This is a genomic window from Amycolatopsis sp. NPDC051903, from assembly GCF_044452505.1.
In the GTDB taxonomy this organism is placed as follows: Bacteria; Actinomycetota; Actinomycetes; order Mycobacteriales; family Pseudonocardiaceae; genus Amycolatopsis.
Genome location: NZ_JBITBT010000048.1, coordinates 26,985 through 44,236 on the forward strand (window position 1 = coordinate 26,985; position 17,252 = coordinate 44,236).

Sequence of the window (17,252 nt, forward strand, 5' to 3'; positions counted from 1 at the left end):
CTTGGAGAAGGGGTGCGGATGGGCGCCGTGGAGGCGTGAGGCGGGCCGTGGCCAGACGTGGCGGTGAGGCGTGCGGGGTGAGCGTAGTGGTCGGTGAGGGGTGAGTGGAAGGTACCGGTGGGGTGGTGCGGGAAACCGGGTGATCTTGACGAGAACCGTGCCTAACCTGGGGTGATGGCGCGTACATCAGTCACGACACAGGCCCGGCGGGTGGCGCGGGCGCGGCTGGCGGAGAAGAGCGAGCTGCGCCGGCAGCGTGAGCAGGCCGAGCTGGAGCACATCACCGACTTCGAGGCCGCGGCCGCACGCAGAGCCCAGGCCGAAGCGGAGATGGCAGCCGCGGTGGCCGGCCTGATCGCCCTGGGCAACACCGTCGCGGAGGCTGCGCAGCTCACCGACCAGACTGAGGCCGAGATCCGCCGCCTGCGCAAGCTCGCGGCCGCCACCGCCGCCGAGCCTGCTGAGGAAGGCGACGCGGCCGCGGAGACCGGCACGAGCGAGGACGGGCAGGGCGCGCTGGTGTTCGACACCGCAGCCGATGAGCGGGCGGCGGGCTGAGCGCGTGCCGGTCACACACCCGCGCCCGCGGGCAGCGACGCCGCCTAGGCTGACGGGGTGGAGCCGACACCTGCACAGATCGGGGCCCGGGTCCGGCACGTGCGCAAGCAGCGGGGCATGACCCAGGCGGTGGCGGCCGGGCTGGCCGGCATCAACCAGGGCTACCTCGCCCGCCTGGAACGCGGTGAGCGGCACTTCGAGCGCCGCGGCCTGATCGAAACCCTCGCCGAGGTCCTCGGCTGCTCGGTCACCGACCTCACCGGCCAGCCCTACCAGGCCACCAGCCGCGACAGCGCTGCCGCGCTCGCCGCCCTCCCGCCGATCTCCCGCGTGCTGGCCGACGCGACGCTCGACGACGTGCCCGACACCGTCGCCCCGCGCCCGCTGGCGCAGCTCGTGGGCCTGGCGGCCGAGGCGAACGCGGCCGCCGCCGACTCCCGCTACGCCATCGCCGGGCACGACCTGGCGCAGCTGCTGCTGGAACTGCACGCCCACACCGCCCGCCCCCGCGACACCGCGGCCCGCCGCGTCGCGCTCGCGGCGCTGGTCGAGGCGTGCATCGTGGCCGTCGGCACCGCCCGCACCTTCGGCAACCTCGACCTGGCCACGCTCGTGGCCGGCCGCGCCCAGGACGCGGCCGCCGAACTCGAGGACCCCGCGCTGGGCGGGTTCGCGGCGATGTCCGCGGCGATCGTGCTCACCCGCTTTGGCGCCCGCCACCGCGCCACCCGCGTCACCGACACCGCTCTGGCCGGCCTGTCCCGCCTCGACCCCGACGCCACCGACACCGCCGCGGCCGAAGCCGCGGGGATGCTGCACCTGGCCACTGCCCAGCGCGCGGCGAAGAACCGCGACGCCGACACCGCTGCCACCCACCTCGCCGAAGCCCGTGCGCTCGCCACCCGCACGGGCGAGCGCACGACGCTGCGCTATGACTTCGGGCCCGCGAACGTCGACGCCTGGGACCTGTCGATCAACGTTGAGCTCGGCCGCGGCGCCGAGGCCGCCGACGCGATCACCCGCCGACCCGGGTTCGGCACCGGCCTCGCCTCGGCCGACCGCACAGCCGCGCTGCACTTCGACCTCGCCCGGGGCTTCGCGCAGGCTGGCGGCGTCCGCGACGACCTCGCGCTCAAGCACCTGGACCTCGCCGACGTCACCGCGCCCCTGCGCATCCGCCACGACCCCGTCGCCGCTGAGCTCATCACCGCGCTCGACGCCCGCGCTCAGCGCCGCCAGTGGCAGCTGACCAGCCTCAAATCCCGCATCCAGCCCCACCCCGCCCCGGCCGGCTGACCCTCGCGCCGCGGCGCCGGGCGGGACGACCGCGGGCACCTCATCGGGTGACGGTTGCCCGGATATGCCGCAGTGGCATATCCGGTGGTGAGCTGCGGTTCTAGCGTCATCGGTCATGGGGGAATCTGCACCGCGCGAACGGATCACGATCCGGCTCTACGTCCTCGATGACCGCCGCCACGCCTACCGCGCCGCGGACCTCGCTCCCGGACGGTGGTGGCAGGTTCACCCGGTCTGCCAGGACCTTGACGCCGTTCCCGGTGATGAATTGTTCGAGCAGCTCTACGCGCTCGCTCACCCCACCGATCTGCTCGACCCGCGCCCGCACGGCAGCCTCGGCGACCCGCCCCTCTGCTGTGACCGATGCGCGCGGCGGCTGCGGGTGCTCGAGCACGACATCGTGGTCGGCACCGGCATCGTCGCTCTCGGCGGAACCCTCGTCCTGCCCGCGCCTCGCGCGGTCGACCAGTCCGATCACGCCGGCTCAACCCGGCAGCCGCCCGGTCTCATTCTCGCCGGCGCCTGACCCGCTCCGGCCCGCGCGCGTGAATCCCCCGCACCCCCTCCCCGCGCGGGCCGGAGTTTCCACCGCGACGCCCGCGCAGCACTTCGGCGCGCCACGCGGTCTGCGCTCGTCGCCGGTGTGCGAGCAGGCGGTTCGGGCCGTGCGGCGGGTGATGATGGTGATCATGGGTGGCGGGGTTTTCGAGCGGGCAGAGTTGGCGGTCGCGCGGCAGCGAGCGCGCGCCGAGAAAGTACGGGTGCTGGCCCAGGCGGTGCGGCTGCCGGTCCTGGCCGGCGTCGCGTTGGTTGCGCTGTTCTCCAGCGCGTTGTCCGGCTGGGCATGGTGGCCGTGGGCAGCCGGTGCGGGCGTGCTGATCCTGTTGGCGTTGCTGCGCATTCCGGCGCGCCTGGGTCCATCGTGGACGGCCACGGTGGTGCTGGTGATCGTCGACGCGGCGTTCGTTGTCTGGTACGTCGATCCATGGTGGTGGGCGGTGTTGGCTGGTGTCGTGCTCACCGCGGCGGCCGCGGCCGCCGCGGTGCGGTTGCGGCTGCAGGTGCGCCGGCGCGAGACGCTCGGTGCGCTCGCGCTCGGGGTGGTGCTGCTCGCCGGTGGGGTGGCCGGGCTGCTCGTCGACGCGGCGGCCGAGCGGGCGGCGGCCGAGCGGGACTTGCAGGCCTCGCACGACGCGGCCGTGCCGCGGATCCTGCCGCGGACACCGAACGACATGGTGATCTTTGTCGTCGAGCGGCTGACCTACACACGCCAGGAGCAGCTCAAGCGGCCGCCCGGCTCGGCGCCGACAGCGGCCGAACGGAACTGGGCGGCCGACGCGTGCTTCGTGCTGGCGCCGGCCGCGCAGCGCGAGCTCGCGGCGGCGTACGGCGGCCCAGACTGCCCGGGTGCGGTCGAGGCGCTCGCGCAGCAGGTGCGGGATCCGCTGGACTACGCGAACAACGTGTGGGTGCCCGGCGAGGCGACGTCACAGCTTCCGGATGGGTCGACGCGGGTCGACGCGTGCCGGTTGGATTTCGGGTCGATCACCGATGACACGCCGACGTCGGATCCAGGACCTCAGCTGGGGGTTCTGACGCTGCAGCAACAGCAGGGGCAGGGCCAGCTGGTGACGAGGTTCGAGCGCTGCCCGAGCTGACCGGCTCGGCCGCGCCGCTCGCGTCGTTCTCGGCGCGAGCGGCGGGGTGAGAGGACTCAGTCGTCGGTGCCGCTGGCGGCGGTGGCGAGCAGATTGCCCAGCTGCAGCTTGACCAGGTCCAGGGCGGCCGTGGTGTCCTCGAGCGAGGTCGACAGCAGCGTGGAGTGATCCTTGGTGGCCTTCTGCACGTCGCGGAAGCGGCGGTGCAGCTTCGCCAGGACGTGGTCCGGGGCGCCGTCGCGCTGGGCCGTGGCGATCTCGGCGGAGAGCTGGTTCAGCTCGTCGCGGGCCTGCGTGGTGAAGGCGGTGATGATCATTTCCCGCATTTCGGCCTGGTCGGGGATCGGGATTCGCACGAAGTGCGATCCCTCGCCGAAGCGGGACGCGAGCGTGCGCAGCGCGCTGAGCACCTCGGCGTGCTGGCGGTGCACGAAGTAGACGCCGCCGGTGGGGCGGACCTTGATCCCGCCGAGGTCTTCGACGTATTCGCGGATCACCGCGCGCAGTTTGTCGCCGCTGTAGAAGGTGCGGCGGTGGCGGTAGGCGGCGGTGATCTCGTCGAGCAACTCGCGCACCACGCCCTGCTCGGCCTCGGGCAGCGCGGCGATCGCGGCGTTGTCCGGGGCCACGTGCAGCGCCCCGTCACCCGGCGCACCGGTGCCGGCGGTGTCGAACCGGAAGACGGCCTCGCCCAGCTTGGGCTCGTAGCTCAGGCTGGTCTCCTCTTCGTCGCGGACCTCGCGGACGACGTGGCGCACGATCTCCCGCCGGTCTCGGCGGACGTGGCGCAGCATGAGCGTGGCCTGGCGGCCGATCGCGTCGGCCTTGCGCCGCGACTTCGGCCGCGGCTCGGCCGTCGGGTCGTCGAGCGGGTAGACCGTGCGCACCCCGGACGGGCCGGTGACCTTCTCGAACGCCGCGTCCGCGCGCAGCCCGCCCGGCAGGAACGCCAGGTCCAGGCTCAGCTCACGGAACCACTTTTCCAGCCGCTCAGGCGTCACCCGGCCGTCGAAGATGCTGTAGAGCACCAGGTGCCCGAGCAGCGGCGTCTCGCCGGCCTCCAGCGCTTCGGCGTAGGAGTCGAACGCCGCGTCGCCAGTCGCGATGAACCCCTCGTCCCCGCCCGCGAGCTCGTCGTCGGCCTCATCAGGCAGCTGCGTGGCTGGCTGCGTCATCGTCGCTCCCTCCCGGTCCACACTGAACCATGTTGCGCAAACGTGCGTTTTCGCAGACACACTGGCGCCTTCACGAGAAACTGGCTATCCAGTTTCTCGAACCAGGTTAGCATGCCTGGTCGGTATCTGGATAGCCAGTTCTTATCGGATGGTCCAGCCGGTCATTCCGCCGCTTCGGTCGGGTCGACCGGGTCGTAGAGGCCGTGGCTGCGTTCGCAGGCCTCCGCTCCGGCGGGTGTGTCGTACACCTTGCCGCAGCCTGCGTAGATGCAGTGCTTGAACGAGTCTTCGATCAGCTCGATGTTGTCGTTCACCGGGTTTCCCTTCTCTCGTTCTCTCGTTGGTCCGCTGGTGGCGGTCAGGGTTGGTGCGCTTCATCCGTCGCGACGGCCGGCGCCTTCGTGTGTTGGTGGTCGCGGTCGGCGGCGTCGAGGTACGTCATGCGCCAGGTGGGGTGCGCCAGGGCCGAATGCGTCTCGCCCTCGAGGCGCACCCGGACGTGTGCGCCGGGGCAGCTGGTGATCACGCCCGGCCGGCCATCGAACTCGACGCGTGCGCCGCGGCGGGCCGGCACACCGTAGTAGCGGCGCACGTAGGCGGCACTCATCGTCCGGCGCTCGCGGTGGCGTTGGCGAGCGGATTGAACTCGCCGCACTTGAGAGTCCACGCGGCGAGCTGCTGATTGAACCAGGCCTGGCGGCGTGCGCTGCCGTAGCGGCGTTCGTTCGTGAGCCACACGCAGATCGCGGTGGCACCCTCCCAGGCGGTGAACCACAGCTCGGCACGCGCCTGGCGCTCGACCTGGCGGCAGGCAAGGCGGTAGGTGTGGCGGTTCCACACCTCGGCCCGCTCGCCGATGGGGCGATGGCGGAGCTGGTTGTGCAGGTAGGCGCCGCCGAAGGCCAGGCCGAAGCCGGCCGGACCGATCAGGGCGAGGAGCAAGGTGGACACGGTGTCGATCCTTTCGGGAGGTTTCCGGACACGAGTCAGATGACGCGAAAGAGGTCTGTGGTGGCGTCGGGGTTGGTGAGGTCGTCGACGGAGCGCAGGTTGTCGCAGAGGGCGTCCAAGACGCTGCCGGGTGCGGTGGCGTGGCTGTAGGCGCCGATCGAGATGCCGAAGGTGCGGAAGTCGAGCGTGGCCTTGGCCTGGTTCCACTCGCGCATCCAGTCTTCGTGCACGCTGCAGTTCCCGTCGGTGATCAGGACAATGTCGCCGCGGGCGCGGCCGTCGGCGTTGAACTCGGCGTCCAGCAGTTCGACGGCCTGGCTCAGCGGGGCTTCGAAGTCGGTGCCACCGCCGAAGAAGTGCTCGGCGAACTCGATCACGGTGGCGATGTCGTAGGGGGCGCCGGCCGGGAAGCGGAAGGTGCGCACCTGTTCGGCACTGCTGAACAGGATGCCGACGAAGTCCCGCTTGGCCTGGCGGGCCTGGTCGAGCAGGGCCAGGGCGCAGGCCTTGGCCCAGGCCTCACGCTGGCCGTGCATCGATCCGGAGCAGTCGATCGCGGCGATGATCGCGCCTTGGCCGGTGTGCTGCTCGCCGCGGGAGTCATACAGCATCAGGCGGGCCTCGGCGTACTTGCTGGCGAACACGGGGCGCAGGGCGGGCACGCCGAGCTGGGCCAGCTCGGAGGGGATGACGCGGCCGAGGTCGTCGCCGAGGGTGATGCCGACCAGCTCGCCGGGGGCGTTCTCGACGCGGCGGGCGCGTTCGCCGGAGGCCATCTGCCGGAATCGGCCGATGAGCTGGGCGAACTGGGCGAGCCGTCCCGTGCGCAGCCGCTGCGCGAGCTGGGCGCGGGTGGTGAAGTCCATGCGTTCCAGCCGGCCGGGCCCGATGCCCCACGCGCGCATGAGCGCGGCTTCCTCGCGGGCGTTGTCGACGGCTTGACTCATCGCCTGACGGGCGGCGGTGCGGAGGCCGGACGCCGCGCCGGCCAGCGCCTGTTCGGTGCTCTGCCCGGCGGCGGCCGCGGCGGTGTCGGCCGCCTCGGCGTGCTCGATCGCCGCGGCCACGGCGGCGGCCTGCTCGGCGGGCACGGTGCCCTCGTCGTCGGCCTGCTCGCCGGCGGCCTGCAGCGCCTCGGCGACCGCCTGCGCGGCCTCGTTGGCCTGCTGCTGGGCCGCGGCGTGCGCCTGGGCCTTGTCGTGGGCGTCCTTGGCGTGCTCGAGCATCGACCGCAGCCCCTCGCTCTGCGAGAGCACGGCCATCGCCGCGGCGTAGGAGTCGCCGGCGGTCTCGCGGCGCAGCTCGGCGAACTCCGGGGAACCCATCAGCGTGGAAACGACCTGGTGGTTGACCGCGCGGGAGGGATCCATCTCCCCCGTCGGACGCACCTGGGGGCTGGCCTTGTAGGCGCCGAGGAAGGTGTCTTCGAGCAGGTCGGCGGTGTAGTCGTAGTGCTGGTTGAGGTCCTCGGCGAGCTCGCGCAGCGCACCGGCCTGGTCGTAGGTGTCGCGCCAGGCCATCGTGTCGAAGCGGTCCGAGACGATCGCGCCGGTGTGCTTCGGGGCGGCCAGGGTCTCGGCCAGCCCGAGCCAGCGCCCGGCCCGCCGGGTCAGCGCACGCAGCTTGTTCACGGTGGTGCCCATGACTACCTCACTCCCCTGATTCGACGACGGTGCCGCTCTACAACTGGCCGGACAGGGCGCTCGCGTCCACGCCCAGCGATTCGGACAGCACCCGGGCCAGCACGGCGCGCTGGCGGCCGATCACGCGGTCGAGGGTGGCTGTGGAGCGCCCGGCCGCCTCGGCCTCGGCGCGCATCTTCGCCAGTTCCTTGCCCGCCCGCTTGAGCTTCGGATTGGCCTCCTTGATGCCCCACTCCGACAGCGACTCGGCGGACTGGCCAGCCTTGGCGTCCAGCTCGGCCTCCAGCTCCTCGATCGCGTCGGAGAGGTCCAGGGCCTTGCCCGCGTCCGGGTTCACCAACTCCAGCACGGCGCGCTCGACGGCAGGCCGCTCGGCCGGGGAATCCCACAGCACGTGGGTGAGGATCGCCAGGTCGGTGTCGGCGACTTCGGGGCGCCCGTCGAGGTAGGCCGAGGCCTGCAGCAGCCGCACGGCCTGGCGCCAGCGGCGGTCCGAGGCGATCAGCTCCTTGCGGCGCAGCCCGGCGCGCAGTGCGCAGATCGCGTCCACGATGCCGTCCGGGACGTCGATCGCGGGCACCTCGACCTCGACCGCGTGCTGCAGCGCGGACAGGGCGACCGTGGTGCGGGTGGCCGGGGCCGGGGTGAGGACCGCGGAGCGGACCAGCTCGGCGAAGTTGGACGGGTCGGCCAGATAACCCACCTCGATGCGCACCAGCAACCGGTCGTAGATCGCAGCAGTGTCTTCGCCGACCGGCAGCTCGTTGGAGGCGGTGATCGCGGCGATGAGCGGGCAGCGGATCGGCGCGCCGCCGTTCTCCGGGTGGTAGAGACGCTCGTTGAGCAGCGCCAACGTCTCGTTCAGCGCCGCGGTGGAGCACTTGAAGACCTCGTCGATGAAGGCGATGTGCGCCCGGGTCGCGCGACCTTCGTAGACCTGGCGGTACTCGCCCTGCGACAGGGCGGCCACGTCGATCGGGCCGAACATGCGCTTGGGGTCGGTGAACTTCGACAGCAGGATTTCCCAGTACTGCGCGTCCTCGATGCGGCCGGTCAGCTCGCGCGCCAGCTCGGACTTCGCGGTGCCGGGCGGGCCGAGCACCAGCGAGTGCTGGCCGGCGAGCACGGTCGTGATCAGGGTGCGCACCACATCGTCGCGCTCGTAGAACCGCGCCCCCAGCTCGGTGGCGATCGTGCGCAGCCGGTCCGCCGTGTCGTTCGTGGTCACCGTCACTCCTCCTCATTAACTGGATATCCAGTTTCTGATGCCAGCGTAACACCTCCGCTCGACAACTGGCAATCCAGTTTGACAGGATGGGGTCATGAACGAGCCTGAATCGCCTCCACCGGCGAAAACACCGCCGGCCGACTACCACCGCACGCCGTCGCGGTCGTTCTGGCCGGAACCGGACGAGTACGCCGAGGCCAAGGCCGCGCTGGGGGCGCAGGGCCGTTTCGTCAACGACTATCTGCGCGCCTGCCTGCGCTGGCTCAACGCCTCCCCCGAGGCCGCACTGGAAACCCTGCAGTCGCACTGGCCCCCGCCACGCCGGCCCGGACGTCCCCGCGGCCGCGGCGCCGCTGCGCCACCGGGTTCGCCGGCCGAGCAAGCCGGCAGCGCCGATCAGGGCCAGGCATGAGCGGGGCCACGCCAGGGGTTGAACGGTGAGCGCTGAGCAGGGCCCGGGCCTGCAGGGGCCGGGCTCGCCGTGGCAGGTCGGACGGGTGCGGCCGGTGCTCGACTCGCCGTGGCTGCGGGTGGGCCTGGCCGACGTCACCAAGCCGTCGGGCCAGTTCGAGGAGCACTACATGGTGTGGCTGCCGCCGGCGGCCGTGGTGGTGGTGCTCGACGAGCCCGGTGAGCATGTGCTGCTGGGCTGGCGGCACCGGTTCGTGCCGGACGTGTGGGGCTACGAGATTCCCGGTGGGCTGATCGAGGACGGTGAGGCCCCGGCCGCGACCGCGCGGCGCGAGCTGCTCGAGGAGACCGGTTTCCGCGCCCGCGGCCTGCGGCACCTAGTGACCTTCGAGCCCGCGGTGGGCATCGCGCGCAACCCGCACCACGTGTTCCTCGCGCGCGGCGCCGAGCAGGTCGACGAGCCCACCGAGTGCGACGAGGGCGTGTTCGGCTGGGTGCCGATGGCGCAGGTGCCAGCGCTGATCGCGGCCGGGAAGATCACGAACTCCGGGACCCTGGTCGGGCTGCTGTACGTGCTCGCCGACCGCGCGGCCGACGCCTGACACCTCGTACCTCCGGCGCGGCGCCATCGACACGGCGCCAGCCTCCCCATCAGAATTTCCGGCAGCATTTCCGCTTGCGGGAACGCTGCCGGGATCGCCAGCGGTCAGCGGCGGGTACCGGGCAAACCTCCGCTCACGACCCTGATCGCGGGAGGTGGTGTCGGCGGGTCGACGGCTTCCTTCTTGACCTTCTTCCGCTTCGCTGCGGCTTCGAGGTCCCGTTTGGCTTTCCTGCGGCCGACCTTCGTCGTCTTCGGAGTGAGCGCCTTGAAGTAGGAGTTCACGCTGACCTTGGCCGCCGCGACGCTGGGCGCTCCGGTGAGCTTGAGGATCTCGCGCTCGACCTGCTGGATCCTTGTGTTCCGCGCGGTGCTGATCTTCTGTTCCTTCAGCTGGCTCAGTTCCTCGATCAGCCCCTGGACCCGCTGGACGAGCGGAATGCTGTACCTGGCCACCTGTACCAACCCCCTCCGGTGATGACTGCCGGTGATCAACCGTGACACACCTCTCCCCCTGGTTCCACCCCCGACACCGCGCTGCCGGACTGGGTCCCGGGCGCCCGGCGGTATAGGGCGTTATACGGCCCACGTCCGTGCCGGATCGTCGCCGCGACGCATGGAGCCCGTCAGCATTTCCGCTTGCGGAAACACTGGCGAGATCGCCAGCGGTCCCGATTCTGGATATGGGCTGGTCAGGTGGCCGCATCGGGCGGGAACGGGTGCAGCTGGGCGGTGGTCGGCAGGTACAGCGGGTGGCGCGGGTGGCCGTCGCGGGTGCGGTCGCCGAGGTGGTGCAGCTCGACGCCGGCGTCGGCGAGCAGGGCGCGCACGTGCCGGTCGCGGCCGTGCAGGGTGGCGTGGGCACCCCAGGCAGCGACGGTGACCGCCGCGGGCGCGGGGGCGGTGAGCCACTGGTCGTTGTCGGGGCCGGTCGGGTCGGGGTGGCCGGCGAGCTCGGCCGGGTCGGTGGCGCGCAGGGCGAACAGGTTGTGCACGAGGATGCCGCCGAGGTGCCAGGTTTTCGCGTAGCCGACGCAGCGGCGGATGGTGGGGTCATCGGCGCCGGCGTCGGCGGTGGAGGGGTTGAGCATCAGGAACCGGGCCAGCCGGGTGGGGTCGCCCCACACCCGGCTCAGCTCGTAGCGGTAGGCGCCGCAGTCACTCACCACGGCGGTGCCGGTGGTGAACAGGTCCAGCGCCGCCTGCTGGTGCTGGGTCATTCCCGTGCGGCTTTCCAGGCGTCGAGGGCGGCACGGACCTTGGCGACGCGGCCCGGGCCGAACTGGGGCACGGCCGAGAGCCGCGAGCCCTGCGGGTGGGCGTCGTGGGCGTCCAGCAGCTCGGCGAGCAGCTCGACGGTGGTGATCCCGTCCTGGCGCAGCGGCCGAGTCTGGTGAAAGGTCAGCCCGACCTGGTGCAGGTCGACTATGTCGTGGACGTCGGCGTCGGTCGGGTTCGGCGCGGAGTGGGTGTTCGTCACAGGTGTGATGCCTTTCTGCGCGACCGGCCGGCGGCGAGCTCCCGGGCATGGGATGGACCAAGCGCAGGAGCTCGCCGGCCGGTCAAAGGGTTGTGGTCTCGTCGTCGGTGTCGTCTTCGGCGGCGGGGTCGTCTTCGACGTCGGGCAGGTCGCCCGGCGCCGGGTCGTCCAGGCGCGCGAACGCGGCCTTTTCCAGCAGTGCCAGCGTCGTGTTCCGCGTCGGCGCGGTGTCCCGGGTCATCCCTGGGGCGGGGTGACGCGGGTGATGCTGACCCCGCTGCCGGGCTCGAAGGGCTTCTCCTCGGCCGCGCGGGCCTCCTCAGCGGTGGCCATGGTGTCGCTGGACTTGCGGTAGTTGTCGTCCCAGGTTTGGACCCGGTGGTCGGGCTGTGTCATCGGTTTCCTTCCAGAGTGGGATGTTCACCCGCTGGTGCGGGGGTCGTGGGCGGCTCGCTCGTGCGGGCGGCGAGCCGGATCGGTGCTGCTCAGACGTCGTCCGAGGTTCGGATGGCGGCGTCGTCGTGGCCGGTGATCAGGGCGTTCATCTCGGCCAGCAGGTCCTGCGCGGCGTCGCCGCTGAGGCCGTCCTGGCAGCGGGTGCTCCAGCGGTCGATCAGCCCGGCGATCCGGCGGACACCGACGATGCGGGGCTTGCCGCGGCGCGGGGCGGGACATGTCCGGCGCGGCTGACCGACGATGCCCGGCGCGGCGGTGTCCGGTTCGCTGGCGGGCGACGCGTCGGTGGAGATCGTGGTGTCGGTACCGGCGTACCAGCGGCGGATGGTGGGGCCGCTGACACCGCAGCGGGCGGCGATTTCGCCGACGGAGAGGTGTTCGGCGTCGATGAGGATCCGCACGGCGTGGGTGCGTTCGGCCGCGGTGATCGGCTTGGTGTGGGTGCCGGTGGTGAGCATGGTGGTAACCGCGTCGGCGGTGCTGCGGGCGGGCACGATGTCCGCGCGCAGCCGCGCCAGGCCGGCGATGGCGGCGGCGCCGAAGCGGCGGTGGCCGTCGAGGATGACGTAGAAGGAGCCGCGGCGTTCGACCTCGAGGGCCTGGTGCTGCCCGTCGTGGGCCAGCGAGGAGGCCAGCTCGGTCAGGTCGCCCATGTCGGAGCGGATGTGGCTGGGGTGCACGCGCAGCTTGCCCAGCGGGATCATCGCGGTCCGGATGCCGGCGTGTTCGCGCAGCTCACGCCGGATGGCCAGGTCGGTGGTCGTTGTGGTCACGGTCTGCTTCCTTTCGGGATCGATGTGGTGGCCGGGGTCAGCGGGCCAAGTGGTGGCTGGCAGTGGTGGGGGCGGGCTGGTCGCAGGCCATGGCGGCGGGCGGGACGCACTCGTCGACACGGTGGAAGCCCTCGGTGATCAGGTCGGCGGCCTGCAAGATCGTGGTGCGGTACCAGCGCTCGTTCACCACCCCGAGCGGGACTGGCCGGGCACGAACGGCGTTGCGGGCACGGACCTGCTCCAGCGGTGCCCACACGAGCACCGCGATGGCCGGCACCTGGTGCTCGCGGGCGACGCCCAGCCAGATGGCGCGCACGTCGGGGGTGGTCGAGGTGGCGTCGATGGTGACGTGGGCGCCCATCGCCAGCAGCGCGTCCGCCTGCGCGCGCACGTGCTCGATCGCCGCGGGGGTGAAGTCCTGGTCGTGCTCGTGGGCGCCGAGCTCGGCGCGGGCCTCGTCGAGGGACAGCCGGATGCCGAAGCGGTGTCCCTCGGCCGTGCACAGCGTGGTCTTGCCCGCGGCGGGCGGGCCGATGAGCACGCGCAGCAGGCCGCGGCTGGTGTCGAGCTGCTCGGGGCGGGCGGCCAGTTCGATGTAGCGGATGTCGGGCATGGTTTCTCCTGCTCAGAGCCGGTGTCAGGGGTGTGTGAGGGCGGTCAGGGCCGTGGCGCCGTGCTCGCGGTAGCGGCGCTTCGGGGCGGGCGTGATGGCGGCGGCGGGGCGGACCGGGTCGACGGCGCGGTCGAACAGCTGCCAGTCGTGGCACAGGGCCTTGGCCGCGTACATGGCCGCGTCGGCGGCCGAGAGTCCCTCGCTGAGCACGTCGGCCCAGAACCGCTCAGTCCGGCGGTGGGCGCGGTCGGTGTCGAACACGGGCAGGTCACACAGCCAGGCCACGCCGAGGGAGGCACCCACCGCGAGCTCGCCAGCACCGGGGACGACCAGCGGCGCACGCAGCGCGGCGCTGAGTGCGTCGAGCTGGTCATGCACCGCGGGGAAGTCCAGCCCGGCGATCAGCGCGAACTCGTCGCCGCCCAGGCGCGCGATCAGTGCGGATTCGCCCAGCTCGGCGGTCAGGCGCGCCGCGGTCACGCGCAGCACCTCGTCGCCGGTGGCGTGGCCGAAGGTGTCGTTGACCTGCTTGAAGCCGTCGAGATCGAGCAGCGCGATCGCGTTGCCCGTGGCCAGGGCGGCCGGGGCGTGGTGCTCGAATCCCTCGCGGCGCCACAGCCCGGTCAGGCCGTCGTGCTGCTGGTGGGCGAGTTCGGCGGTGCGGCGGCGCAGTGTGCGGGAGGTGGCGGCCCAGCCGCCGGCCGAGCAGGCCGCCGCCGCGCCGGTGAGCAGGACCATCGCGGCGCTCATCGCGCACCGCCCTCGATGTAGTCGGGCTGGCCGTCGTCGCAGTGCCCGGGGCAGCGGGTGGTACCGGGCGCGGCGGTGTGCGCGCAGAGGCCGCCGTCGGCGAACTCGTGCTGGCACAAGGTGCCTGCGCCGTGGCCGGCGTGCGAGCCGGCCGGGGCGAGGCGGTGGTCGAGGGTGATGCTCATCAGAAAGCCCCTTTCCAGGGTTCGGGCCGGTTAGCGCACGTGCGCCAGACCGTGGGCGGGATGGGTGCCGGGGGCCGGCGCGGCGGGGATGGTGGTGATCTCGACCTCGCCGCTGCCGGAGCAGGCCGAGACGTCTGCAGTGCTGGTGCGGGCGCGGATCGCGCCGTAGCCGGTGCGCAGCACGGCGCTGCCGGTGATCCGGCCGATCTGGATGCCGCCGAAGGTGGCGACGGTGGCCTCGACGTTCTCGACGACGCCGACCTGGATCGAGCCGCTGCCGACCGCGGCGACGACGGTCTCGGCGTGTTCCACCTGGACGGTGCCGCTGCGGAGGGCCGCGGTGACCTGCCCCGCCGGGCCGCGGGTGGTGATCGTGCCGTCCCCCGCCTCCAGCAGCAGCCGGGTGCCGGCCGGGACGATGAGCACCGCGTCGAGCGCGCCGGTCGGCACGCGCACCGCGGCGTTCTCGCCAACGATGTGACCGTTGACGGTGGTGGTCTCGCCGCTGGACGCGACAACCTGCCCCGCCGGGCGGCCGTCGTGGTCGGTGACGAGGGCGGTCACGAACCCGGTGCGGCGGAATGCGGCCGGGCGGCGCGGGAGGCGAACCGTCAGCGTGGGGCCGTCTTCGCTGTCCGCTTCGGTGATCACCGCGGCCGCGAGGGCGCCGGCAGCCGCGGTGTCGGTGCCCAGGTGCGGGGCCAGCGACAGGCTTGCCGTCTCGACGTCGGCGCGGACCTCGACGCAGATGGCGCCGAGGGGCACGGTGACCGACACGGCCGCCGGACGTCCGGCGGTGGTGTGCGTGGACATGATCGGTGTTTCTCCTGCTCAGGACAGTGGCGGTGTTGGTGGGTGAGGCAGATCCTCACCATCGGGCTGCGAAAACGGGCGTTTTCGCAAAGGTCTGTCGGTGGGGTCGGGCAACCGGTGGGGTGTCAGCGGCCGAGCAGGCCGGCCAGCACTCGACGCAGCAGTGGTTCGGGTCGCCGGGCCGGCACGAGGAACGGGCTCCCGGACTCGCCCTGCATGCGCAGGTCGTTGATCCAGCCGTCTGCGAGGCGGAACCAGCGGCGGGCCTCGCGCCAGTCGTCGGCGCGCAGCCCCACTATCAGCGCCTGCACGGCCTGGTTGGCGGCCTCGCGCATCGCCGGGTGCGCCGCGGTGTCGTGCTGGCGGTTGCGCCAGGAATCCCGCAGGGTCACGACCTTGACGGCCGCGGCGGTCCACTCCCCCGCGTCGTCGAGGTCTGCGATCTCAGCGGCTCGCGTGATCAGCTGGTGGTGCAAGGGGCGCAGGTCGTCCGGGACGTGCAGCTCGCCGACGGTGGGAGGTTCGGGCCGCGGCGCGGGGCCGGGGACGTCGGCCCGGTCGGTACTGGTGGTGTTCATGGTGTTTCTCCTGCTCGGAGTCGGGTTGGGTCGGGGTCAGTGGGTGTTGAGGACGAACAGCGGGTAGTGCTGGGCGGCCAGCTCGGCGGCGCGGGTGCGCTGGCGGGTCTCGCGGTGGTGGTCGATGTCGTAGTGCAGGTGGCAGCCCTGGCAGGCGGCGAAGACCTCGTCCTCGCCGCGCTGCTCGGGCACGTGGTTGCGGTGGGCGACGGTGAGCACGACCAGCACGCCGGCCGCGGCCGGTGCGGCGGGGCCGACGAGAGCGGTCTGACACCCGGCGTCGGTGCCCAGGTGGGAGGGCTGGCCGTGCCAGTTTCGGCAGCGGCCGTCGGGGGCCAGGTGGCCGGGCGGGCGGCCACATTCGCCGCGGCACTCGCAGCGGCCGGCGGCGCGCTCGAAGCGGATGTAGGCGCTGAACTGCGGCCAGTCGGCGCCGTAGCGGGCGCGGTTCTCCGGTCGGATCGGCATCGCGCGTGTCACCCTCGGTGCCCGCTGAGCAGCACGGGAGCCGGGGTCAGGCGGGTGGCGCGATAGCCGCGGTGCTGCCGCAGGGTGCGCCACCAGGCCGTGCACAGCCACAGCCCGGCTGGGCGGGTCCAGCCGCCAGCGGGGGTGGCGTACTCGATCCACAGCGCGCCGGTCCAGGGGAAGCCGTGCTCGATCGGCGGGGCGAAGCGCCCGTCGGCCGGGCCGAGGTAGCGGCCGGTGTCGTAGACCAGGGTGCGGCGCCCGCTGCGGCGGGCGGGCACGGTCTCGCCCATGCGGAACACCGCGCCCTCCCCCGCCGCCAGGCGCTCGCGCGTCGCGTCGTCAAGGGTGTCCGGGCCGAACACCGGGCCGTTCTCGGTGAGCACGACCCACCCGGCGCCGGTGGCGGTCATCGGCCGGCCTCGCAGGTGCCGAGCATGGTGGCCAGGGCGTCGTGCTCGCGTGCGGTGATGGTGAGCCGGTAGTGGCCCTTGACCTCGATCCATCCGGTGGCGTAGCGGCACCACTCGCTCTGGACCGGCATGTAGTCCGGGGGCGGCTCGTCGCCCTTGGAGCGGTTGCTGTGGGCGGTGACCGCGACCAGCTCGCCGCCGGCGTAGTCGTTGGCGAAGCGTTTCCGCTGCTCAGGACTCCAAGCGGCGGCGCCGGTGCGCCAGGCCTCGGCCTCGGGCACCAGGTGGTCGATGTCGAGCTCGTGCGCGTCGTGCACGGTGACGCCGTCGTAGAGCGAGGTCCACGTGCCCGTGGTGACCTGGCAGGTCTTCGGGTCGCTGGTCACGTTCTGGCCCTGCTGGTGCAGCACGATCTCGCGGGTGTCGCACGCACTGCCCGCCTCGGTGGCCCAACTGTGGCCGAACTGCTCGCGGGAGTAGCCCGTCATCGCACCCGGCGCAGCGATCCGCAGCCCCGCCAGCTCCTCACCGGCCCTGGTGGCCGGGGCCGGCACCGCGACGGCGGACGGGGTTGTGCTGCTCGGGACGGGTGCGGGTGCCGGCGCCGAGTGGGCAGCGAACCGAACGGCGCCGCCGATGCCGATCAGGGCGGCCAGCGCGAGAGCCGAGGCGACGGGCACGTGCCGTGCGTTCAGCCGGCGCAGGGCGATCGGCGTCTTCATCGCCGCCTCCCCGACCGGACGGCCAGCGCGGTGGTGATCAGCGCGCCGAGCGGGATCTGCAGGCCCTTGTGCATGGCCTGATCGATGAGGCTGCGGCCGGAGGCGGCGGCGTCGCCGAGGTAGAAGAATCCGGTTTTCTGCTCGTGGTCGGCCTTCCCGGCCGCGGCGGCGAACCAGGCCAGCAGGCGCCCGTCGTCGACCAGGGTGTGGATCGCGATCTCGGCGAGGGTGCCGGCGAGCTTGGCCGTCAGCGGCACCCGCAGCCCGCTCACGCGGTAGGCGGCCTCTTTGGTGGCGGCCTGGGTCAGCCCGTAGGTGATGGCGTGGCGGGCCAGGCTGAGCCGTCCCCGTCGCGTGCGCTGCTGCTTGCGCTGGGCGTCGCAGTTGGACTGGACGAGGTAGTCGCCAGTCTCGTGTCCGGCGGTGCCGGCCAGCCAGGTCAGGCTGAGCACGGCCGCCCGGTAGGTGGTGGTGTTCATC

27 protein-coding genes are annotated in these 17,252 nt (G+C 72.5%); 6 read left to right on the forward strand and 21 right to left on the reverse strand.

Annotated features, from left to right (window positions below):
* Positions 1-174: 174 nt before the first annotated feature.
* The 4 genes from ACIA77_RS46505 (at position 175) to ACIA77_RS46520 (ending at position 3,512) form a co-directional block, all read left to right on the forward strand.
* Positions 175-558: a hypothetical protein gene (locus ACIA77_RS46505; RefSeq protein WP_395892606.1), complete on the forward strand. Its 384-nt coding sequence runs from the start codon at positions 175-177 to the stop codon at positions 556-558.
* A gap of 57 nt (positions 559-615) precedes the next feature.
* On the forward strand, positions 616-1,854 hold the full coding sequence (locus ACIA77_RS46510) for a helix-turn-helix domain-containing protein (protein ID WP_395892607.1): 1,239 nt from the start codon (positions 616-618) through the stop codon (positions 1,852-1,854).
* Between the two features lie 115 nt (positions 1,855-1,969).
* Positions 1,970-2,380, forward strand: a complete 411-nt coding sequence (locus tag ACIA77_RS46515; RefSeq protein ID WP_395892608.1) for a hypothetical protein — start codon at positions 1,970-1,972, stop codon at positions 2,378-2,380.
* 115 nt (positions 2,381-2,495) lie between these two features.
* A complete protein-coding gene (locus ACIA77_RS46520; RefSeq protein ID WP_395892609.1) occupies positions 2,496-3,512 on the forward strand; it encodes a hypothetical protein in 1,017 nt (338 codons plus the stop codon).
* A gap of 56 nt (positions 3,513-3,568) precedes the next feature.
* Here ACIA77_RS46520 and ACIA77_RS46525 read toward each other — a convergent pair whose 3' ends face one another.
* From ACIA77_RS46525 to ACIA77_RS46550, 6 genes are all read right to left on the reverse strand, one after another.
* Positions 3,569-4,687, reverse strand: a complete 1,119-nt coding sequence (locus tag ACIA77_RS46525; protein WP_395892610.1) for a DUF6744 family protein — start codon at positions 4,685-4,687, stop codon at positions 3,569-3,571.
* Between the two features lie 161 nt (positions 4,688-4,848).
* Complete coding sequence (locus ACIA77_RS46530) at positions 4,849-5,001, reverse strand: hypothetical protein (protein WP_395892611.1); 153 nt, start codon at positions 4,999-5,001, stop codon at positions 4,849-4,851.
* Between the two features lie 44 nt (positions 5,002-5,045).
* Complete coding sequence (locus ACIA77_RS46535) at positions 5,046-5,294, reverse strand: hypothetical protein (RefSeq protein ID WP_395892612.1); 249 nt, start codon at positions 5,292-5,294, stop codon at positions 5,046-5,048.
* Positions 5,291-5,638: a hypothetical protein gene (locus ACIA77_RS46540; protein ID WP_395892613.1), complete on the reverse strand. Its 348-nt coding sequence runs from the start codon at positions 5,636-5,638 to the stop codon at positions 5,291-5,293. Before ACIA77_RS46540 ends, ACIA77_RS46535 begins: the two co-directional genes overlap by 4 nt.
* 35 nt (positions 5,639-5,673) lie before the next feature.
* The gene (locus ACIA77_RS46545; protein WP_395892614.1) at positions 5,674-7,281 is read right to left on the reverse strand and encodes a VWA domain-containing protein; all 1,608 of its coding nucleotides are present in this window, start codon (positions 7,279-7,281) and stop codon (positions 5,674-5,676) included.
* A 37-nt stretch (positions 7,282-7,318) separates the two neighbouring features.
* Complete coding sequence (locus ACIA77_RS46550) at positions 7,319-8,509, reverse strand: AAA family ATPase (RefSeq protein WP_395892615.1); 1,191 nt, start codon at positions 8,507-8,509, stop codon at positions 7,319-7,321.
* Between the two features lie 94 nt (positions 8,510-8,603).
* Between ACIA77_RS46550 and ACIA77_RS46555 the strand changes: the two genes are divergently transcribed.
* Positions 8,604-8,921, forward strand: a complete 318-nt coding sequence (locus ACIA77_RS46555) for a hypothetical protein (protein WP_395892616.1) — start codon at positions 8,604-8,606, stop codon at positions 8,919-8,921.
* A gap of 25 nt (positions 8,922-8,946) precedes the next feature.
* On the forward strand, positions 8,947-9,522 hold the full coding sequence (locus ACIA77_RS46560; protein ID WP_395892617.1) for an NUDIX hydrolase: 576 nt from the start codon (positions 8,947-8,949) through the stop codon (positions 9,520-9,522).
* A 104-nt stretch (positions 9,523-9,626) separates the two neighbouring features.
* On the opposite strand, the gene ACIA77_RS46565 is transcribed toward ACIA77_RS46560, so the two are convergent.
* The 15 genes from ACIA77_RS46565 to ACIA77_RS46635 all read right to left on the reverse strand — a co-directional run bounded on the left by ACIA77_RS46565 (position 9,627) and on the right by ACIA77_RS46635 (position 17,251).
* The gene (locus tag ACIA77_RS46565) at positions 9,627-10,016 is read right to left on the reverse strand and encodes a hypothetical protein (protein WP_395892618.1); all 390 of its coding nucleotides are present in this window, start codon (positions 10,014-10,016) and stop codon (positions 9,627-9,629) included.
* 197 nt (positions 10,017-10,213) lie between these two features.
* Positions 10,214-10,741: a DUF1643 domain-containing protein gene (locus ACIA77_RS46570; RefSeq protein WP_395892619.1), complete on the reverse strand. Its 528-nt coding sequence runs from the start codon at positions 10,739-10,741 to the stop codon at positions 10,214-10,216.
* Complete coding sequence (locus ACIA77_RS46575) at positions 10,738-11,001, reverse strand: hypothetical protein (protein ID WP_395892620.1); 264 nt, start codon at positions 10,999-11,001, stop codon at positions 10,738-10,740. Before ACIA77_RS46575 ends, ACIA77_RS46570 begins: the two co-directional genes overlap by 4 nt.
* A gap of 82 nt (positions 11,002-11,083) precedes the next feature.
* Entirely contained in the window at positions 11,084-11,242 is a 159-nt protein-coding gene (locus ACIA77_RS46580) for a hypothetical protein (RefSeq protein WP_395892621.1), read from the reverse strand.
* Positions 11,239-11,397 carry a hypothetical protein gene (locus ACIA77_RS46585; RefSeq protein ID WP_395892622.1) on the reverse strand — a complete coding sequence of 53 codons (159 nt, stop codon included), beginning with the start codon at positions 11,395-11,397 and terminating at the stop codon, positions 11,239-11,241. Before ACIA77_RS46585 ends, ACIA77_RS46580 begins: the two co-directional genes overlap by 4 nt.
* Before the next feature lie 89 nt (positions 11,398-11,486).
* Positions 11,487-12,230 carry a ParB/RepB/Spo0J family partition protein gene (locus tag ACIA77_RS46590; protein WP_395892623.1) on the reverse strand — a complete coding sequence of 248 codons (744 nt, stop codon included), beginning with the start codon at positions 12,228-12,230 and terminating at the stop codon, positions 11,487-11,489.
* A gap of 37 nt (positions 12,231-12,267) precedes the next feature.
* Complete coding sequence (locus ACIA77_RS46595) at positions 12,268-12,843, reverse strand: AAA family ATPase (RefSeq protein WP_395892624.1); 576 nt, start codon at positions 12,841-12,843, stop codon at positions 12,268-12,270.
* Positions 12,844-12,867: 24 nt separating this feature from the next.
* A complete protein-coding gene (locus ACIA77_RS46600; protein WP_395892625.1) occupies positions 12,868-13,593 on the reverse strand; it encodes a GGDEF domain-containing protein in 726 nt (241 codons plus the stop codon).
* The gene (locus ACIA77_RS46605) at positions 13,590-13,778 is read right to left on the reverse strand and encodes a hypothetical protein (RefSeq protein WP_395892626.1); all 189 of its coding nucleotides are present in this window, start codon (positions 13,776-13,778) and stop codon (positions 13,590-13,592) included. Before ACIA77_RS46605 ends, ACIA77_RS46600 begins: the two co-directional genes overlap by 4 nt.
* 30 nt (positions 13,779-13,808) lie before the next feature.
* Entirely contained in the window at positions 13,809-14,591 is a 783-nt protein-coding gene (locus ACIA77_RS46610; protein WP_395892627.1) for a hypothetical protein, read from the reverse strand.
* 125 nt (positions 14,592-14,716) lie between these two features.
* Positions 14,717-15,169 (reverse strand): hypothetical protein, encoded by a 453-nt coding sequence (locus tag ACIA77_RS46615; RefSeq protein WP_395892628.1) that lies wholly within the window; start codon positions 15,167-15,169, stop codon positions 14,717-14,719.
* A 36-nt stretch (positions 15,170-15,205) separates the two neighbouring features.
* Complete coding sequence (locus tag ACIA77_RS46620) at positions 15,206-15,637, reverse strand: hypothetical protein (RefSeq protein ID WP_395892629.1); 432 nt, start codon at positions 15,635-15,637, stop codon at positions 15,206-15,208.
* A gap of 8 nt (positions 15,638-15,645) precedes the next feature.
* Positions 15,646-16,050, reverse strand: coding sequence for a hypothetical protein (locus tag ACIA77_RS46625; RefSeq protein ID WP_395892630.1), 405 nt, complete (start codon positions 16,048-16,050; stop codon positions 15,646-15,648).
* Complete coding sequence (locus ACIA77_RS46630) at positions 16,047-16,772, reverse strand: HNH endonuclease family protein (RefSeq protein WP_395892631.1); 726 nt, start codon at positions 16,770-16,772, stop codon at positions 16,047-16,049. Before ACIA77_RS46630 ends, ACIA77_RS46625 begins: the two co-directional genes overlap by 4 nt.
* On the reverse strand, positions 16,769-17,251 hold the full coding sequence (locus ACIA77_RS46635; RefSeq protein ID WP_395892632.1) for a hypothetical protein: 483 nt from the start codon (positions 17,249-17,251) through the stop codon (positions 16,769-16,771). Before ACIA77_RS46635 ends, ACIA77_RS46630 begins: the two co-directional genes overlap by 4 nt.
* Between the last annotated feature and the right edge of the window lies 1 nt (position 17,252).